Genomic DNA, 15,597 nt, shown 5'->3' on the forward strand with positions numbered 1-15,597 from the left:
GCTGAAGGCTGACACTAATGGCAGAGTCAAGCACCGGCGTAAAACGCCGCCGGAGCGATGAACGCTTCGAGACCCCCTGCAAGTCTGCGACAGGGAGTTTTCCTCGGTTCTTATTTGATGAGCCTGGTTTTGAGACGGCGCAGCCGCCATTCGATGAACAGGCCGGCGAAACCGCATGCGAAGACAATGGCGCCGATATATTGCAGGATGCGATTGCCCGGCGCCTGAATATGCCGGGTATCGACCAGTTCGAAGCGGCGCCGGCCGTTTTCCGCCGCCTCGTAATACACGGTGCCGCGGCTGTTCGGCCATTCCACGGTAACCGGCCGATTCCGCTTCGCCAGGAACTCGGCCGACTGTTTCGCCATGGCCTCGATTGTGATGATCTTGGCGACCATTTGCTGCGCCAGGATTTCCCTCCAGGTGGTGAAGATGTTCTCCGCTTCGCCAGCCCGGATCACTCCCGGCGAGGTGTACTTGTAGAGCTGGTTCGAGAAGAAAATGCCGTCGTGCGCCGCCAGCATCATGGCAAAGCCGAGCATCCACGCGCCAGCCGCACCGAACAGCCAGCGCTTCGTTTGGCTGAGCTGGGCCGTCGCCGCGCCGGCAGTGAACTGGTTCACTGCCGGGATATGGCGCAGGGTCGTGGCGAGCACATCCTGATCCACGTCCTGCAAAAAGGTCGCCGCATCCATCTCCAGGGCGGAGAGGATGGTGGAAAACATCTCGGCCGACGGCACCGACTTGTCGTTTTCCAGCTTGGACAGATAGGACTGCTCGATGCCGGCCAGTTGCGCGAACTGCGGCTGGGTCAGGCCCTTGTCCGTCCTGATCTGTTTGAGTCTTTCGCCAAAATTCATATGGACCTTTCCTGAACGTCAATGGAATGGTCGTATTCTTGGCGATTCATGCATGACTTGGAAGGTGAATATCCGCGAATATCGATGAATACAAAAAAGATTTACTCTTTTTAAGCATCATGCATGCAGCGGCTCGCAAAAACAAAAAGCCGCCCACCTTGCGGAGGACGGCTTTTGTGCAACAGCGCCCGAAGGCGCTGCCAGCAGCAGGAAACGATTAACGCTTCGAGAACTGCTTTGCGCGGCGTGCTTTACGCAGGCCGACTTTCTTACGCTCGACTTCACGGGCGTCACGGGTGACGAAACCGGCACGTGCCAGGTCGCCCTTCAGGCCTGCGTCGTAGTCGATCAGTGCGCGGGTGATGCCGTGACGAACCGCGCCTGCCTGGCCCGATTCACCACCGCCGTGCACGTTGACCTTGATGTCGAAACGCTCGACGTTGCCGGTCAGTTCCAGCGGCTGACGGATGACCATCAGGCCGGTTTCGCGCGAGAAGTATTCGGCGGCCGGCTTGCCGTTCACGATGATCTGGCCGGTGCCAGCTTTGATGAACACGCGAGCGACTGCACTCTTGCGACGGCCAGTGCCGTAGTTGTAGTTACCGATCATGTCAGTTCCTTAGAGGGTCAGTGCTTGTGGTTGCTGTGCTGCGTGCGGGTGGGTGCCTTCCGCGTACACTTTCAGCTTCTTGATCATGGCGTAGCCCAGCGGGCCCTTCGGCAGCATGCCTTTGACAGCCTTTTCCAGGGCACGGCCCGGGAAGCGCTGTTGCATTTTCAGGAAGTTGGTTTCGTAGATACCGCCCGGGTAGCCCGAGTGACGGTAGTAGGTCTTGGCGGTGGCCTTGGTGCCGGTCACGCGCAGCTTGCCTGCGTTGATGACGACGATGTAGTCACCGGTATCGACGTGCGGAGTGAATTCCGGCTTGTGTTTGCCGCGCAGTCGGAGTGCCACTTCGCTGGCAACACGTCCGAGGACCAAGTCCGTCGCGTCAATCACAAACCAGTCGCGCTGGACTTCATGGCCCTTAGCGGAAAAAGTTTTCATGTTGACTTCCTAATAGGTAAATTGCTCAAATGGTGGTTCCGCAATTGTTGCTGCGGACTCTGCCTTATTGTCTTTTCCTGAGCAAATGGAAAGCCAACGATGATACCTTGTTGCGGCCTGTCGCGTCAAGGCGGCGTCAGGCGGCTGTCGCATTCCCGCCCGCATCGTCCGATGCAGTGAGTTTGCTCAATGTCATTGTCCTGCCGGCCACTCTAGACTCGGACGATTCCAGCGTTCTTAAGCGAAACATAAGTTGACCCAGGAAACGATGACAAATTACTATGGATCAATTGTCTGAGGAGTTTTTGTGAAAATCCGATCCATCCTGCTTCCCCTGTGCGCGCTGCTGCTCTCGAGCGCCGCACACGCCGCGCCTGCCGCCAGGGCGCCCGGCCTCGCAGAGCGCAGCTGCCACCTGCCCGGCTCCGAGGAAACCCTGCGTTGCCTGACCCTCCCGGTCCCGCTCGACTACGCCAGACCCGACGGCGGCAAGCTCAAGCTGCACGTCACGGTGGCGCCGGCCTTCCGCGAAGCCTCGCGCTCCGATCCCCTGTTCGTGCTGGCGGGCGGCCCCGGCCAGGCCGGCAGCGAAGTGCTGCCGCTGCTGAACGCCGCCTTCCGGCGCGTGCGCGCCACACGCGACATCGTCTTCATCGACCAGCGCGGCACCGGGCTGTCGGGCAAGCTCGACTGCGAAAGCCGTCCCGAGCACGAGACCATGAGCGACGCCGAGCTCGAAGCCGAGCTGCGCGCCTGCATCGCGAAAAGCGGCGCGCCGTTCTCCGCCTACACCACGCTTGCTGCCGCGCGCGACCTCGAGCAGGTGCGGCGCGCGCTCGGCTACGGCAAGGTCAATCTCTGGGGCGGCTCCTACGGCACCCGCCTCGGCCAGGCCTATGCCCGCGCCTATCCCGACAGCGTGCGCGCGCTGGTGCTGGACGGCGTTGCCGCGCCCGACCAGGTCATCCCGGCGGGCGGGCGCGACGGCTCGGCCGCGCTCGACAAGCTGTTCGCGCAGTGCGCCGCGAATGCCGGCTGCAACAAGGCCTATCCGAACCTGCGCGCCGAGTTCGACGCGCTGGCAAAGCGCACCGAAGCGGGCGTCAGGCTGGCTATCGCCGATCCGCGCACAGCGGCGCCGGTGAGCTTCACCATGACCGGCCAGCGCTTCCTCGGCACCGTCCACAACATCCTGTATTCGCCGGCCGACGCACGCCGCCTGCCCTTCCTGATCCACAGCGCCTACCAGGGCCGCTGGGAACCTTTCGTTGCGCGCCACAACATCGCCGGCGACTTTGGCGGCGATGGCTCGGCCGCCATGCTGCTGCACTTCGCCGTGGTCTGCGCCGAGGACGTGCCGCGCATGACGCCGGAACTGCTCAAGGACGACGCGGCGCTGCTGACCCGTCCGCTGGCCGAGCGCATTCCCGCCCTGTGCAAGGCCATGAACGTGCCGGCCGTGCCCTACGCCGAGCCGACGAAGATCGCCGCGCCGGCGCTGCTGCTGTCGGGTGCGCTCGACCCCGTGACGCCGCCCCGGCGCGCGGAAGCGGCCGCCCGCCACATGAGCAATGCGCGCCACCTGGTGGTGGCCAATGCCGGCCACGGCGTCTCGCAACTGGGCTGCGCGCCGCGCCTGCTGCGCGAATTCCTCGACAAGCCGACCGGCCAGCTCGACGCCAAGTGCCTGTCCGAGATCCCGGCTCCGACCTTCCAGCTCGGCAGCGCCGGGCCGCAACCCTGAATCGAGTTCACCATGATCGAAGTACAAGATGTACGTAAACAGTTCGGCGAGGTGCAGGCGCTCGGCGGCGTGAGCTTCCAGGCGCGCGACGGCCAGATCACCGCCCTCCTCGGCCCCAACGGCGCCGGCAAGACCACCCTGCTGCGCACCCTGATCGGCCTGCTCAGGCGCGACCACGGCAGCATCTCGATCGACGGCGTCGACCCGGAACAGGACCCGCTGGCGGTACGCCGCAACATCGGCTTCCTGACCGACCAGTTCGGCCTGTACGAGCGCCTCACCACACGCGAATACCTCGCTTATTTCGGTGAACTGAACGGCATGGGCGGCCCCGCCCTGCGCCAGCGCATCGACGAAGTGTCGGAGCTGCTGGCGATGGACGACATCCTCGAGCGCCGCGCCAAGGGCTTCTCCCAGGGCCAGCGCATCAAGGTGGCGCTGGCGCGCACCCTGCTGCACCGCCCGCGCCACCTGCTGCTCGACGAACCGAGCCGCGGCCTGGACGTGATGAGCACGCGCGCGCTGCGCCACGCGCTGGCCGCCCTGCGCCAGGAGGGCTGCTGCGTGATCATGGCCACCCACGTGATGCAGGAAGTGACCCACCTGTGCGACGACGTGATCGTCATTGCCAAGGGCCATACCGTGGCCCAGGGCTCGCCCGAAGAATTGTGCCGGCGTACCGGCATCGCCAGCCTGGAAGACGCGTTTGTCAGCCTGGTCGGCACCGAGGAAGGAATCGCCGCATGAAACCGAAGTTTTTGGTTGTACTTCTCAAGGAGCTGCGCGAAACCCTGCGCGACAAGCGCACGCTGGGTTTGCTCGCCCTGTTCACCTTCATGTACCCGCTCATGCTGGGCTACCTCCTGAACCAGTCGATCGACCGCGCCACCAAGCCGGAACGCGACGGCATCGAGGTGGCCGTGATCGGCGCCGCCAAGGCGCCGACCCTGATGGCCCAGCTCAAGCAGAGGAACGTCACGGTTGCGGAAACCGGCCCGCTCGACGAGGAAGCCATCGCCGAGCTGCTGCGGTCGCGCAAGTACCCGGTGGTGCTGCGCCTGTCCGACAAGTTCACCGAGAACTACGCGGCGATGCGTCCGGCGCGCGTCGAGCTGTGGTACGACTCGGCCGACGAGAACTACACGCAGCGGCGCGAGGTCGAGGACGTGCTCCAGGCCTATGGCGCCAACGTGGCCAGCGCGCGCCTGCTGGCGCACGGCGTGTCGCCGGCGGCGCTAGCGCCGATCCAGGTGCAGCGCTTCGATACCGGCACCAATGCCTCGCGCTCGGCCGGCTTCATCGGCAGCATCCTCGGCATCCTGTTCCTGCCGGCCTTCATCTGCGGCATGTCGACCGCGGTCGACATGACCGCCGGCGAGCGCGAACGCCGCTCGATGGAAGTGCTGATGGCCCAGCCGGCCCGCGCCTGGGAGCTCGTGACCGGCAAGTGGCTCACCGCCGGCGTGCTGGCCGTGGCCGGGGTCACGCTGGAACTGGCGCTGGCCCACGGCATCCTGTCCTGGCTGCCGCTGGAGGAAATCGGCATGTCCTGGGCCCTGACCTGGGCCGACCTGGCGCTGGTGTGCCTTGCCTCGATCCCGCTGTGCCTGTTCGCGGCCGGCCTGCAGATTGCGCTGGCGATGAACGCGAAATCGTTCAAGGAAGCCCAGAGCGTGCTCAGTATCGCGATGCTGGTGCCGCTGGCGCCGGGCATCATCATCTCGATGATGGAACTCAAGACGGCCGAGTGGATGTACATGGTGCCGATGCTGTCTAACCAGACCCTGCTGCGCGAAATGGCCAAGGGCGGCGAGATCGGCCTGTGGCCGGTGGCGATGACCTTCCTGTCGTCGGCGCTGGCGGCGGCCATCGCGGTGGGCTTCGCCAGCTGGCGCATGAAGAGCGAGCGCTACGTGCTGTCGGTATAGGCGCCGGACCGCCGACTGCAAGACCACAGCCCACCCCGGCAGGCCGCGGTGGGCTGTTCTACAATAGGGGCAGCACAAACAGCGGAGAAACGCACATGGAAGTCAAAGTCAGCTGGAATGGCCCGTCGGGCATGAGTTTTCGCGCCGAGACCGGTTCGGGTCACACCGTGGCGATGGATGGCGCGCCGGAAGCCGGCGGCCACAACACGGCCGCGCGGCCGATGGAGCTGGTCCTGGCCGGCACCGGCGGCTGCACCGCGTTCGACGTGGTCCTGATCCTGAAGCGCAGCCGCGAGGATGTCCAGGGCTGCGACGTGACCCTGCAAGCCGAGCGCGCCGACACCGATCCGAAGGTCTTTACCAAGATTAATTTCCACTTCGTCGTCAGCGGCCGCAACCTGAAGCCTGCCGCGGTCGAGCGCGCCGTGAAGCTGTCGCACGAGAAGTACTGCTCGGCCTCGATCATGCTGGCCAAGACGGCCGAGATCACGCATTCGTTCGAGATCGTCGAAGCGGCTTGACCGGTTTTCGTAGGGTGGGCTCTCGAGCCCACGCGGTACGGCACAAGCCAATGTTGCGGCATCGGTAAGATTCACGTCATGTGCAATCCAGCGATCGCACCCGGCAAGATCACACCATCGGGTCTTCAAGGGCACGACCGCGTGGGCACAGGTGCCCACCCTACAACGGCAACACCTCTTAAACGTAATACGCCGTCGTCGTCATCACCTTCGCGAACGCCTTCATCGCCAGCTTGACCGGCACCGGCATCTCGGCCGCGCCGAGGTTCTGGGCGGCGGCGCCGTGGGCGATCTCGTCGATGCGCATCTGGTCGACGATCGCGCGCGACTTGGCGTCCTGCGGCGGCAGCATGTCGAGGTGGCTGTTCAGGTGGGCCTCGACCTGGCGCTCGGTCTCGACCACGAAGCCGAGGCTGTTGGCGTCGCCCAGCTTGGCGGCCACCGTGCCCATCGCGTAGGCGCCGGCATACCACAGCGGATTGAGCATGCTCGGCTGCGAGCCCAGCTCCGACAGGCGCTGCGCGGTCCAGGCCAGGTGGTCTTCCTCCTCGCGTCCGGCCTGCTCGAACTGCATGCGCATCGCCGCCGACTGCGCGTGGCGCGCCTGCGAGTCGTAGAGCGCCTGGGCGCAGACTTCGCCGACGTGGTTCACGCGCATCAGGCCGGCGCTGTGGCGCTGCTGGCGCTCGTCGAGCTCGCAGTCGACGGCATGCGTTGCCGGGTTCGGGCGCGAGGCCGAGGCCACGCCGCCGACCACGCGCAGCGCCTTGTCGAAGCCGACGATCAGCTGGTCGAGGGGACTGATAAAACGGTTCGCTAACATAATATTCGTATAAGTCGCGGAAAATGCCATTATAAGCGCGCCCTCATTCGAGCCGCGCCCGCCCCCCTCGCCGCGCGCTCGGCCCCGCTGTCCGCCGCTTCTCTTCACCCATGCCGCATGCGCCCTGCCCCCGCCTTTCTGCACTCTGGGCCACCCATCGCGCCGTGCGTCGCATCGGCCCGCCTGACTCGGCCGTTATTGACTACAATGCAGGCGTCAAAAAGGCTTGGCGGAAATGAAAATGAACGCCATGCAAAGCCCACCCTGGAGTCCGCATGGAATTACGCATCCGCAATCTGTCCAAGACCTACGCCAACGGCGTCGTGGCCCTGGACAAGGTCACGCTGAACATCCCGCAGGGGATGTTCGGCCTGCTGGGGCCGAACGGCGCCGGCAAGTCGACCCTGATGCGTATCCTGGCAACGCTGCAGGAATGCGACAGCGGCTCGGTCTTCCTCGACGACATCGACGTGCTCGATGAAAAGGACGAGGTACGCCGCATGCTCGGCTACCTGCCCCAGGACTTCGGGGTCTACCCGAAGGTCACGGCCTATGAGCTGCTCGACCACTTCGCCCAGCTGAAGGGCATCGCGCAGAAACACCGCCGGCGCGAGGTCGTCGACGGCCTGCTGCAGCAGACCAACCTGTTCGAGGTGCGCCACCAGAAGCTGGGCACCTTCTCGGGCGGCATGCGCCAGCGCTTCGGCGTGGCCCAGGCCCTGATCGGCGACCCGCAACTGATCATCGTCGACGAACCCACCGCCGGCCTGGACCCGCAGGAAAGGGTGCGCTTCCATAACCTGCTGTCGGATATCGGCGCCGACAAGACCGTGCTGCTGTCGACCCATATCGTGTCCGACGTGGCCGACCTGTGCTCGAACATGGCGATCATCCACAAGGGCCGGGTGCTGCTGTGCGGCGAACCGGCGCGCCTGATCGACGACATCGAGGAGCGCATCTGGGCGCGCTTCGTCGACAAGGCCGACCTGCCGCTGTTCCAGAAGCAGCACGCCGTGATCTCGACGCGCCTGCGCGCCGGCCGCACCCTGATCCACGTGTATGCCGAGCGCGATCCCGGCATGGGCTTCGAGCCGGCCCACGCCAGCCTGGAAGACGTCTATTTCGCCACCATCGCCGGCCGCCACGACGGCGCCACGGGGAACTGCTGATCCATGGCCGCGCTGCTTGCGATCGCCCGCTTCGAGATCCGCCAGCGCCTGCGCCAACTGGCGACCTGGGTCTATTTCGGGGCCTTTGTCGCGCTGGCCCTGCTGTGGACCGCCGCGGCCGGCGGCGTGTTCAAGGAAGCCGTGGTCGCCTTCGGCTCGCGGGTGCTGATCGACGCGCCGCGCCAGGTAGCCCTCTCCACCGCCTTCCTCGGCTGCCTGGGCGTGATCGTGACGGCCGCCGTGATGGGGCGCGCGGTGCAGCAGGACTTCGAGCACGAAATGCACCATTTCTTCTTCAGCGCGCCGATCGGCAAATCTGCCTATGTGTTCGGGCGCTTCCTCGGCGCCTGGACCGTGCTGGCCCTCATTTTCGCGGGCATCGTGCTCGGTGTCTGGTTGGGAACCCTGGTGCCGGGCATCGATCCGGACCGCCTGGGCGGAGGCAGCATCAAGGCCTACCTGTTGCCCTGGCTGTTCACCCTGCTCCCCAACCTGTTCATCTTCGGTGCGATCTTCTTCGTGCTGGCGGCGCTCACGCGGCGCATGCTGCCGGTGTATGTGGCCAGCATCGTGCTGCTGGTCGGCTACACGGTGGCGCCCTCGCTGGCGCGCGACTTCGACTACAAGACCGCGGCCGCCCTGATCGACCCCTTCGCCACCACCGCGCTGATCACGCTGACCGAGTACTGGCCGGTCGCCGAGCGCAATACGCGCCACGTGACGCTGGAAGGCATCTACCTGGCCAACCGCCTGATCTGGTGCGGTTTCGGGCTGGTGGTGCTCATGCTCGGCTACTGGCGCCTGCACCTGACCGGCCTGGCCGAAGTGCGCGCCGGCGAGCCGCGCCTCCCGCCCGACCCCGCGCCGCAGCTGTCGCAGGCGGCCGTCAACACGCGCGAGCGCCCGGATTTCGCCCGCCGCAGCCTCGGCCTGCTGCTGGCGAAACTGACCTGGCTGCAGCTGCGCCAGTCGGTCGCGACGCTGCCCTTTGCCCTGATCGCCGTCGCCGGCATGGGCATGCTGGTGCTGGGCAGCTTCGATTCCGGCATGCTGCACGGTTCCAGCACCTATCCCCTCACCTGGCAGATGCTGGAACTGATCCGCGACACCAATTCGCTGTTCATCCTTGTCGTCACCACCTTCTACGCGGCGCAGCTGGTCTGGCGCGAGCGCGAGGCCCGCACCGCCCAGCTGTTCGACGCCCTGCCGCTGCCCGGCTGGCTGGCGCCGATTTCGAAAGTCCTGGCGCTGGTCGGCATCCAGGCCCTGCTGCTGTTCCTGTCCATGCTCACCGCCATGCTGTGCCAGGTGTTCCGGGGCTGGTTCGCGCTCGAGACCGGGCTTTACCTGCGCACCCTGTTCACCATCCTGTTGCCGCAGTACGCGCTGCTGGCCGTGGTGGCGCTCGCGGTACAGGCGCTGTGCGGGCGCAAGGTGCTTGGCTACGCGCTGCTGGTCACCCTGTACGTGGCGATGGTGGCCTGCCAGGGCCTGGGCCTGGACCACCCGCTGCTGCTCACGGCGCCGTCGGGCTTGCCCTGGTCGGCCATGAACGGCTACGGCCATCACCTGCAGCTCGAACGTGCGCTGGAAGCGTACAGCGCCGGCGCCGCGCTGATGCTGCTGGCCACCACGGTAGTGATGTGGCCGCGCGGCGTGAACGGGGAGTGGGCCAGCCGCCTGCGCCTGGCGCGCCAGAACCTCACGCCGCGCGTGCTGGCGGCGTTCGGCGCCGGCCTGCTGCTGTTCGCCGGCAGCGGCGCGCTGCTGTGGTATGAACTCGACGTGGCCGGCAACTACCGGATGACGCGCACGGCCGAGGCGCTGCGCGCCGACTACGAGCTGCGCTACCGTGGCTTCCAGGCCCTGCCCCAGCCACGCCTGGCCGCGGTCAGCCTGCGCGTCGACCTGCACCCGCGCGCGCGCATGCTGGCTGTCGCGGGCAACTACCAGCTCGAGAACCGGAGCGCCGCGCCGATCGCCGACCTGATCGTCTACCAGCAGCCCGGCTCCGACCTGGCCGCGCGCCTGTCGCAGCCGGCACGCCTGGTGACGAGCGACCGCGCGCGCGGCTTCTACCGCTATCGCCTGGCGACGCCGCTGGCCCCTGGCGCACGCATCGCCTTCGATTTCCAGTTGAGCGCGGCGCCGGGCGGCCTGCTGGGCTTCGGCACCGACACGCCGGTTGCGGCCAACGGCAGCTGGCTCACCAACGAGGCCCTGCCGCGCATCGGCTACCAGCCGGCGGTCGAGCTGCGCGACGAGCGCGACCGCCGCCGCCACGGGCTGGCGCCGCGCAGCCAGGGCCCGCGCAGGGATGGCGGCGCAGGCGCGGACCGCATCGCGTTCGAGGCCCTGGTCAGCACGGGCGTGGACCAGATCGCGGTGGCCCCGGGCGCGCTCGAACGCGAGTGGATCGAGGGCGAACGCCGCCACTTCCGCTACCGCGCCGAGCAGCCCATCCTCGACAGCTACGCGATCGCCTCGGCGCGCTACGCGGTGCGCCACGAGCGCTGGCAGGACGTGGCCATCGACGCCTTCTACCGGCCGGGCCACGAGGCGAACGTCGACCGCCTGGTGCGCGGCGCCAGCGCCGCTCTCGACTACGGCACGCGCGCCTTCGGCCCCTACCGCCTGCACGACCTGCGCCTGGTCGAGACACCGCGCGATGCGGGCGAAGCACAGTCCTTCCCCGGCATGGTCAAGCTGCCCGAGACCGGCGCATTCATCGCGCACGTCGACCCCGGCTCGCGCACCGAGATCGATTACCCCTTCTACATCGGCGCCTACACGACCGCGCGCCAGTGGTGGGGCCAGCAACTGGCCGAATCGCGCGCCCCCGGCGGCGGCCTGCTGGCCGAGGGCCTGGCCGAGTACACCGCGCTGATGACGCTGCGCCGCAGCCTCGGCTCGACCGCCATGCGGCGCTATCTGCGCCAGGACCTGCGTGCCTACCTGATGGGTCGCGCGACCGCCACCGGCCGCGAACTGCCGCTGGCGCAGGCGGGCGGCGAATCCTGGCTGGCCCAGCGCAAGGGAGGCCTTGCGCTCTACCTGCTGCAGGACCAGCTCGGCGAGGAGCGCGTCAACGCGGTGCTGCGCGATCTGCTGCGCAGGGCTGGCGAGCCGGGCACGCAAGCCGCCGATGCCGCTTCCCTGCTCGCTGCCCTGCGCGCCGTGGCGCCGCCGGATAAAGCCTACCTGGTGCACGACCTGTTCGAGGCGATCGTGTTCTACGACAACCGGGCCGACAGCGCCAGCGCGCGCCGCCGCCCGGACGGCAAGTATGTCGTGACGCTGCGCGCCAGCGCGGCCAAGCTGCGCGCAGGGGGCCCGATCGAGCAGGACATGGCGCTGGCCGACACCATCGAATTCGGCGTCGACGACCGCGACGGCAATCCGCTGGCGCGCGAACGGCGCCTGGTGCGCGAGCGCGCCCAGACAGTCACGTTCGTGGTCGACGTGCAGCCGGGAAGAGCAGGAATCGACCCGGATTACAAGCTGATCGACAAGAAACCCACAGATAACATGCTGCCAGTCGACAACCAGTAAAACTCGCTATATCATCAAGGCACTACTTTCAGTGAGGTTAACATGTCGAGCATGCTTGCCGAAATCCGCGAAAAAATTCAACTGCTGAGCGCCGACGAAAAGCACGAGCTGCTGCGCACGTTGCTGAAAGACGTCGATGGCGCCGACGAGGATGCCGATGAAGCCTGGCGCATGGAGGTGGTGCGCCGCGTGAAGGCCATCCGCAGCGGCGAAGCGGCGATCCGCGCGCTGCAGGACTGGCAGGAGTAATTCGCCGCTACGCATATCTGAAGTACAAGGCATGAAAAAAACCGCGATCTGTCGATCGCGGTTTTTTTATGCGCAGTGCTTGTCGGCGTCTTGCGGCATTGATGCGAGGGACGTAGGGTGGGGTCGCGTTAGCGCATCAATCCGGTGGGCACGGAGTGCCCACCCTAGGCGTCACATGTGAACGCCTATTTCTTCGCGGCGCTGGCCCGCTTGGCCGCCGGCTTCTTCGCGGCCACGGTCTTGGCTGCGGCCTTGGCGGCCGGCTTCTTCGTGACCTTGGTCTCGACGGCTTCGCCATCGGCGCCTGCCGAGTCGTCGTTCGCCGCAGCCTTGCCCTTGGCGGCCGGCTTGGCCTTGCGCTCCTCGAACTCGAAGCTGATCTTGCCGTCCTTGCCGCGCACCAGGAAAGCCTTGAACGGACGGCGCGTGCGCTGCGAGATGAAGCCCGGCAGCAGGTCGGTCTTGCCGTCGTTCAGCAACTTGGCCATCTGCTCGGGCAGGATTTCCTGCTGCAGGATGATGCGGCCGCTGCGGAAGTCGCAGGTCTTCGGCTTGGCGACCTGGTGCTCGCAGACATAGGCCAGGCCCATCTCGTAGACGCCGCCATTGCACTTCGGGCAGGGTCCGAGCGGGGTCTGGCCGGTGAAGTCGACGCCCTCGCCCTCTTCGCCCTCGGCCTGGTCCTGGCCGAAGTCGAACTCCAGCTTGAAGTTGTTGATGTCCTCGTCGCGCACGATGCGCAGGATCGCCGCGAACGGACGGCCCATCTTCGAGCGGAAGCCCTGCAGCGGACCGATGGTGCGGTTCTTCAGCAGTTCCTCGACCTCGTTGATCTCGAACTGGCGGCTGCCCGGCGTCTTGCTCATCGAGAAGTCGCACTTGGTGCAGGCGAAGCGGCGGTAGTTTTCCTTGACCGTGCCGCCGCAGTTCGGACATGGGGTCTGCAGGGTCGCGTACTCGCCCGGAATGGTGTCGTTGTCGTATTCCTTGGCGCGCTTGACGATGATCTGGGTCATCTGCGCGATCTCGCGCATGAACTCGTCGCGCGAAATCTTGCCCTTCTCCATCTGCGACAGCTTGTATTCCCATTCGCCGGTCAGTTCCGGCGCCGTCAGTTCGTTCACGCCCAGGCCGCGCAGCAAGGTCATCAGCTGCGACGCTTTCGCCGTCGGGATCAGTTCGCGCCCTTCGCGCACCAGGTATTTCTCGGTGAGCAGGCCCTCGATGATGGCGGCGCGCGTGGCCGGAGTTCCAAGACCCTTGCCAGCCATGGCGTCGCGCAGCTCGTCCGAGTCGACCAGCTTGCCGGCGCCTTCCATCGCCGACAGCAGCGTCGCTTCGGTATAGCGTGCAGGCGGTTTCGTCACCAGGCCGTTCGGGGTCACCTTGTCGGCCAGGACGTTCTCGCCCTTCTGCACCGGCACCAGGGTGGCGCCGTCCTTGTCGTCGCCGGTCGTGTCCTTGCCGTAGATGGCGAGCCAGCCCGGGTTGGTCATCACCTTGCCCTCGGTCTTGAACTGGTGGCCCGACACTTCGGTGAAGCGGGTCGTGACCAGGAACTCGGCCGGCGGGAAGAACACCGCCATGAAACGACGCGTGACCAGGTCGTAGAGTTTCTGTTCCGGCTCGGACAGGTTCTTCGGCGCGACACCGGTCGGGATGATCGCGAAGTGGTCCGAGATCTTGGTGTTGTCGAAGATGCGCTTGTTCGGCTTGACCCAGCCGTTCTTGCTGATCTGCTTGGCGAACTGGTGGTAATTGTTGTTCTCGGCCAGCGACTCCATTGTCGACTTGACGGTGGCGATGTAGTCTTCCGGCAGGTGGCGCGAATCGGTACGCGGGTAGGTCAGGACCTTGTGCTTCTCGTACAGGGCCTGGGCCAGGCCCAGGGTGTTCTTGGCCGAGAAGCCGAAGCGGCCGTTGGCCTCGCGCTGCAGCGAAGTCAGGTCGAACAGGGCCGGCGCCATCGAGGTGGTCGGCTTCGATTCCTCGGTGACGACGCCCTGCTTGCCGCGGCAGGCGGCGACAATGGATTCGGCGGCGGCGCGGCTCCACAGGCGCTCGGCGCGCTTTTCCGGATCGTTCTCGTCCTTCTTGAACTTCTGGTCGAGCCAGCGCCCTTCGTAGACGCCGGCGGCGCACACGAACTCGGCACGCACTTCCCAGTAGTCGCGCGGGACGAACTTCTTGATCTTCTCTTCGCGCTCGACCACGATCGACAGGGTCGGGGTCTGCACCCGGCCGACAGTCGTCAGGTAGAAGCCGCCCTCCTTCGAGTTGAAGGCGGTCATGGCGCGGGTGCCGTTGATGCCGATCAACCAGTCCGCTTCCGAGCGGCAGCGCGCGGCGTCGGCCAGCGGACGCATCTCTTCGTCGCTGCGCAACTGGCGGAAGCCTTCGCGGATCGCGGTCGGCGTCATCGATTGCAGCCACAGGCGCTTGATCGGCTGTTTCGCCTTCGCGTTCTGCGCGATCAGGCGGAAGATCAGTTCCCCTTCGCGGCCCGCGTCGCATGCGTTGATCAGGGTCGAGACATCCTTGCGCTTGATCAGCTTGTTCAGCACCTTGAGGCGCGACTCGGTCTTGGCGATCGGGTTCAGCGCGAAGTAAGGCGGGATCACCGGCAAATGCTGGAAGCTCCACTTGCCGCGCTTGACATCGTATTCTTCCGGCACCGCGATTTCGAGCAGGTGGCCGACGGCGGACGAGAGGATGTACTCGTCGGATTCGAAATACTCATCGTGCTTGGTGAAGCCGCCCAGCGTCTTGGCGATGTCATTCGCGACGGAGGGCTTCTCGGCGATGATGAGGGTTTTGGTCATAAAGTTTCTCGTCTTACTTATATTAGGTGTTTGGCTCGCGCATCATACAGGTTTGGCGGCGGGACCGCTGCGCAGCTAGTGTCTTAGTAGTAACAGTCTGGAATGAGCGGCCAATGATAAGCGCGTTATCGCGCTGTTCGCAAGTAGACTCTGCACCGCTGTTGTGCAACGCAATACAGCACCGTACCGAAAACGCGCGGTTGTTTCCGATCGTTGACGATGCAGCCAGTCATGCCTTCTTCCGTGAAAGTGGGCGCTTTCCTACATTGGACCGGACACGATTCTGATACAAGCGGCGCGGCCGTGCGCGCATGATCGCCTTGTTGGCGGACCGTAGCGCCGCCGTTTGATGGGAGGAAATGACCATGAGCGATAAACACAAAGGCATGGTGAACGAACACGGACGCAGTGTGGCACGCGAAAAAATGGTGCCGGTGGCCGAGGGCAGCCAGCAAGGCAAGCCGCCGGGTGCGGTCGCGCCGTCGGCGAAGAATTCGCAGTCCTGGACGCCAAACTCCGAGCAGCGCCCGTCAGGCAATATGCAGTCGGGAAATCTGAGCGCCGGCCAGGGCACGGTGGGCGGCAATCCCAACCGTGGACGCGGTGGCGTGGCCGCCCAGCAAGGTGGCTGGAGCGCGCGCCAGAAAGGCCAGCGCATGCAGGCGCGTGCCGAAGAGGAACGCCTCGGCATGTCGCAGCAGTCCGGTTACGGCGGCCTCGAACAGGACCAGCGCGCCGGCTCGCAGGAGTCGCCCATCGGGCCGCCGGGATCGCAGCAGTCGAGCGTGACCGGCTCGCAACAGGGCGGGCAGCCGAACCAGTCGCCTTCGGACTACGGCAAGGGCAAGCCGGGCGGCGGGCAGGATAAGCGCTAATGGCGT

Annotated in this window: 13 protein-coding genes; 8 read left to right on the top strand and 5 right to left on the bottom strand. The window is 65.9% G+C overall.

Annotated features, from left to right (window positions below; genetic code table 11):
* Nucleotides 1–110: 110 nt before the first annotated feature.
* The 3 genes from ACSUZJ_RS21460 to rplM all read right to left on the bottom strand — a co-directional run bounded on the left by ACSUZJ_RS21460 (nucleotide 111) and on the right by rplM (nucleotide 1,908).
* Nucleotides 111–860: a helix-turn-helix domain-containing protein gene (locus ACSUZJ_RS21460; RefSeq protein WP_499411574.1), complete on the bottom strand. Its 750-nt coding sequence runs from the start codon at nucleotides 858–860 to the stop codon at nucleotides 111–113.
* A gap of 217 nt (nucleotides 861–1,077) precedes the next feature.
* On the bottom strand, nucleotides 1,078–1,470 hold the full coding sequence (rpsI, locus tag ACSUZJ_RS21465) for a 30S ribosomal protein S9 (RefSeq protein WP_028102305.1): 393 nt from the start codon (nucleotides 1,468–1,470) through the stop codon (nucleotides 1,078–1,080).
* Between the two features lie 9 nt (nucleotides 1,471–1,479).
* Nucleotides 1,480–1,908, bottom strand: a complete 429-nt coding sequence (gene rplM / locus ACSUZJ_RS21470) for a 50S ribosomal protein L13 (RefSeq protein WP_290424888.1) — start codon at nucleotides 1,906–1,908, stop codon at nucleotides 1,480–1,482.
* A gap of 307 nt (nucleotides 1,909–2,215) precedes the next feature.
* Here rplM and ACSUZJ_RS21475 point away from each other — a divergent pair, with 307 nt between their 5' ends.
* The 4 genes from ACSUZJ_RS21475 to ACSUZJ_RS21490 all read left to right on the top strand — a co-directional run bounded on the left by ACSUZJ_RS21475 (nucleotide 2,216) and on the right by ACSUZJ_RS21490 (nucleotide 6,101).
* Nucleotides 2,216–3,652: an alpha/beta fold hydrolase gene (locus ACSUZJ_RS21475; protein ID WP_499411576.1), complete on the top strand. Its 1,437-nt coding sequence runs from the start codon at nucleotides 2,216–2,218 to the stop codon at nucleotides 3,650–3,652.
* A 12-nt stretch (nucleotides 3,653–3,664) separates the two neighbouring features.
* Nucleotides 3,665–4,399: an ABC transporter ATP-binding protein gene (locus ACSUZJ_RS21480; protein WP_499411578.1), complete on the top strand. Its 735-nt coding sequence runs from the start codon at nucleotides 3,665–3,667 to the stop codon at nucleotides 4,397–4,399.
* Entirely contained in the window at nucleotides 4,396–5,580 is a 1,185-nt protein-coding gene (locus tag ACSUZJ_RS21485) for an ABC transporter permease (RefSeq protein ID WP_499411579.1), read from the top strand. The genes ACSUZJ_RS21480 and ACSUZJ_RS21485 overlap by 4 nt, the downstream gene beginning before the upstream one ends.
* Nucleotides 5,581–5,675: 95 nt before the next feature.
* Complete coding sequence (locus ACSUZJ_RS21490; protein ID WP_313704379.1) at nucleotides 5,676–6,101, top strand: OsmC family protein; 426 nt, start codon at nucleotides 5,676–5,678, stop codon at nucleotides 6,099–6,101.
* Nucleotides 6,102–6,279: 178 nt separating this feature from the next.
* Here ACSUZJ_RS21490 and coq7 read toward each other — a convergent pair whose 3' ends face one another.
* Nucleotides 6,280–6,924, bottom strand: a complete 645-nt coding sequence (coq7, locus tag ACSUZJ_RS21495; RefSeq protein WP_499411581.1) for a 2-polyprenyl-3-methyl-6-methoxy-1,4-benzoquinone monooxygenase — start codon at nucleotides 6,922–6,924, stop codon at nucleotides 6,280–6,282.
* Between the two features lie 275 nt (nucleotides 6,925–7,199).
* On the opposite strand from coq7, the gene ACSUZJ_RS21500 reads away from it, so the two are divergent.
* Genes ACSUZJ_RS21500 through ACSUZJ_RS21510 form a run of 3 tightly spaced genes read left to right on the top strand, consistent with a single transcriptional unit; the run spans nucleotide 7,200 to nucleotide 11,894 of the window.
* Entirely contained in the window at nucleotides 7,200–8,093 is an 894-nt protein-coding gene (locus ACSUZJ_RS21500) for an ABC transporter ATP-binding protein (RefSeq protein WP_499411582.1), read from the top strand.
* Between the two features lie 3 nt (nucleotides 8,094–8,096).
* Nucleotides 8,097–11,645 (top strand): hypothetical protein, encoded by a 3,549-nt coding sequence (locus ACSUZJ_RS21505; protein WP_499411583.1) that lies wholly within the window; start codon nucleotides 8,097–8,099, stop codon nucleotides 11,643–11,645.
* A gap of 42 nt (nucleotides 11,646–11,687) precedes the next feature.
* Entirely contained in the window at nucleotides 11,688–11,894 is a 207-nt protein-coding gene (locus tag ACSUZJ_RS21510) for an addiction module protein (protein ID WP_499411585.1), read from the top strand.
* Between the two features lie 185 nt (nucleotides 11,895–12,079).
* Here the strand turns inward: ACSUZJ_RS21510 and ACSUZJ_RS21515 are convergent, their stop codons facing one another.
* A complete protein-coding gene (locus tag ACSUZJ_RS21515; RefSeq protein ID WP_499411587.1) occupies nucleotides 12,080–14,716 on the bottom strand; it encodes a DNA topoisomerase III in 2,637 nt (878 codons plus the stop codon).
* A gap of 365 nt (nucleotides 14,717–15,081) precedes the next feature.
* On the opposite strand from ACSUZJ_RS21515, the gene ACSUZJ_RS21520 reads away from it, so the two are divergent.
* Nucleotides 15,082–15,591 carry a hypothetical protein gene (locus ACSUZJ_RS21520; RefSeq protein WP_499411589.1) on the top strand — a complete coding sequence of 170 codons (510 nt, stop codon included), beginning with the start codon at nucleotides 15,082–15,084 and terminating at the stop codon, nucleotides 15,589–15,591.
* Nucleotides 15,592–15,597 lie beyond the last annotated feature (6 nt).

The sequence above is a fragment of the Telluria sp. B2 genome (assembly GCF_051789535.1).
GTDB lineage: Bacteria > Pseudomonadota > Gammaproteobacteria > Burkholderiales > Burkholderiaceae_D > Telluria.

What these genes read in the sequence shown, in the direction of transcription:
- ACSUZJ_RS21460 (WP_499411574.1), bottom strand. Translation starts at nt 860, where the DNA reads ATGAATTTTGGCGAAAGACTCAAACAGATCAGGACGGACAAGGGCCTG.
- rpsI (WP_028102305.1), bottom strand. Translation starts at nt 1,470, where the DNA reads ATGATCGGTAACTACAACTACGGCACTGGCCGTCGCAAGAGTGCAGTC.
- rplM (WP_290424888.1), bottom strand. Translation starts at nt 1,908, where the DNA reads ATGAAAACTTTTTCCGCTAAGGGCCATGAAGTCCAGCGCGACTGGTTT.
- ACSUZJ_RS21480 (WP_499411578.1), top strand. Translation starts at nt 3,665, where the DNA reads ATGATCGAAGTACAAGATGTACGTAAACAGTTCGGCGAGGTGCAGGCG.
- ACSUZJ_RS21485 (WP_499411579.1), top strand. Translation starts at nt 4,396, where the DNA reads ATGAAACCGAAGTTTTTGGTTGTACTTCTCAAGGAGCTGCGCGAAACC.
- ACSUZJ_RS21490 (WP_313704379.1), top strand. Translation starts at nt 5,676, where the DNA reads ATGGAAGTCAAAGTCAGCTGGAATGGCCCGTCGGGCATGAGTTTTCGC.
- coq7 (WP_499411581.1), bottom strand. Translation starts at nt 6,924, where the DNA reads ATGTTAGCGAACCGTTTTATCAGTCCCCTCGACCAGCTGATCGTCGGC.
- ACSUZJ_RS21500 (WP_499411582.1), top strand. Translation starts at nt 7,200, where the DNA reads ATGGAATTACGCATCCGCAATCTGTCCAAGACCTACGCCAACGGCGTC.
- ACSUZJ_RS21505 (WP_499411583.1), top strand. Translation starts at nt 8,097, where the DNA reads ATGGCCGCGCTGCTTGCGATCGCCCGCTTCGAGATCCGCCAGCGCCTG.
- ACSUZJ_RS21510 (WP_499411585.1), top strand. Translation starts at nt 11,688, where the DNA reads ATGTCGAGCATGCTTGCCGAAATCCGCGAAAAAATTCAACTGCTGAGC.
- ACSUZJ_RS21515 (WP_499411587.1), bottom strand. Translation starts at nt 14,716, where the DNA reads ATGACCAAAACCCTCATCATCGCCGAGAAGCCCTCCGTCGCGAATGAC.
- ACSUZJ_RS21520 (WP_499411589.1), top strand. Translation starts at nt 15,082, where the DNA reads ATGAGCGATAAACACAAAGGCATGGTGAACGAACACGGACGCAGTGTG.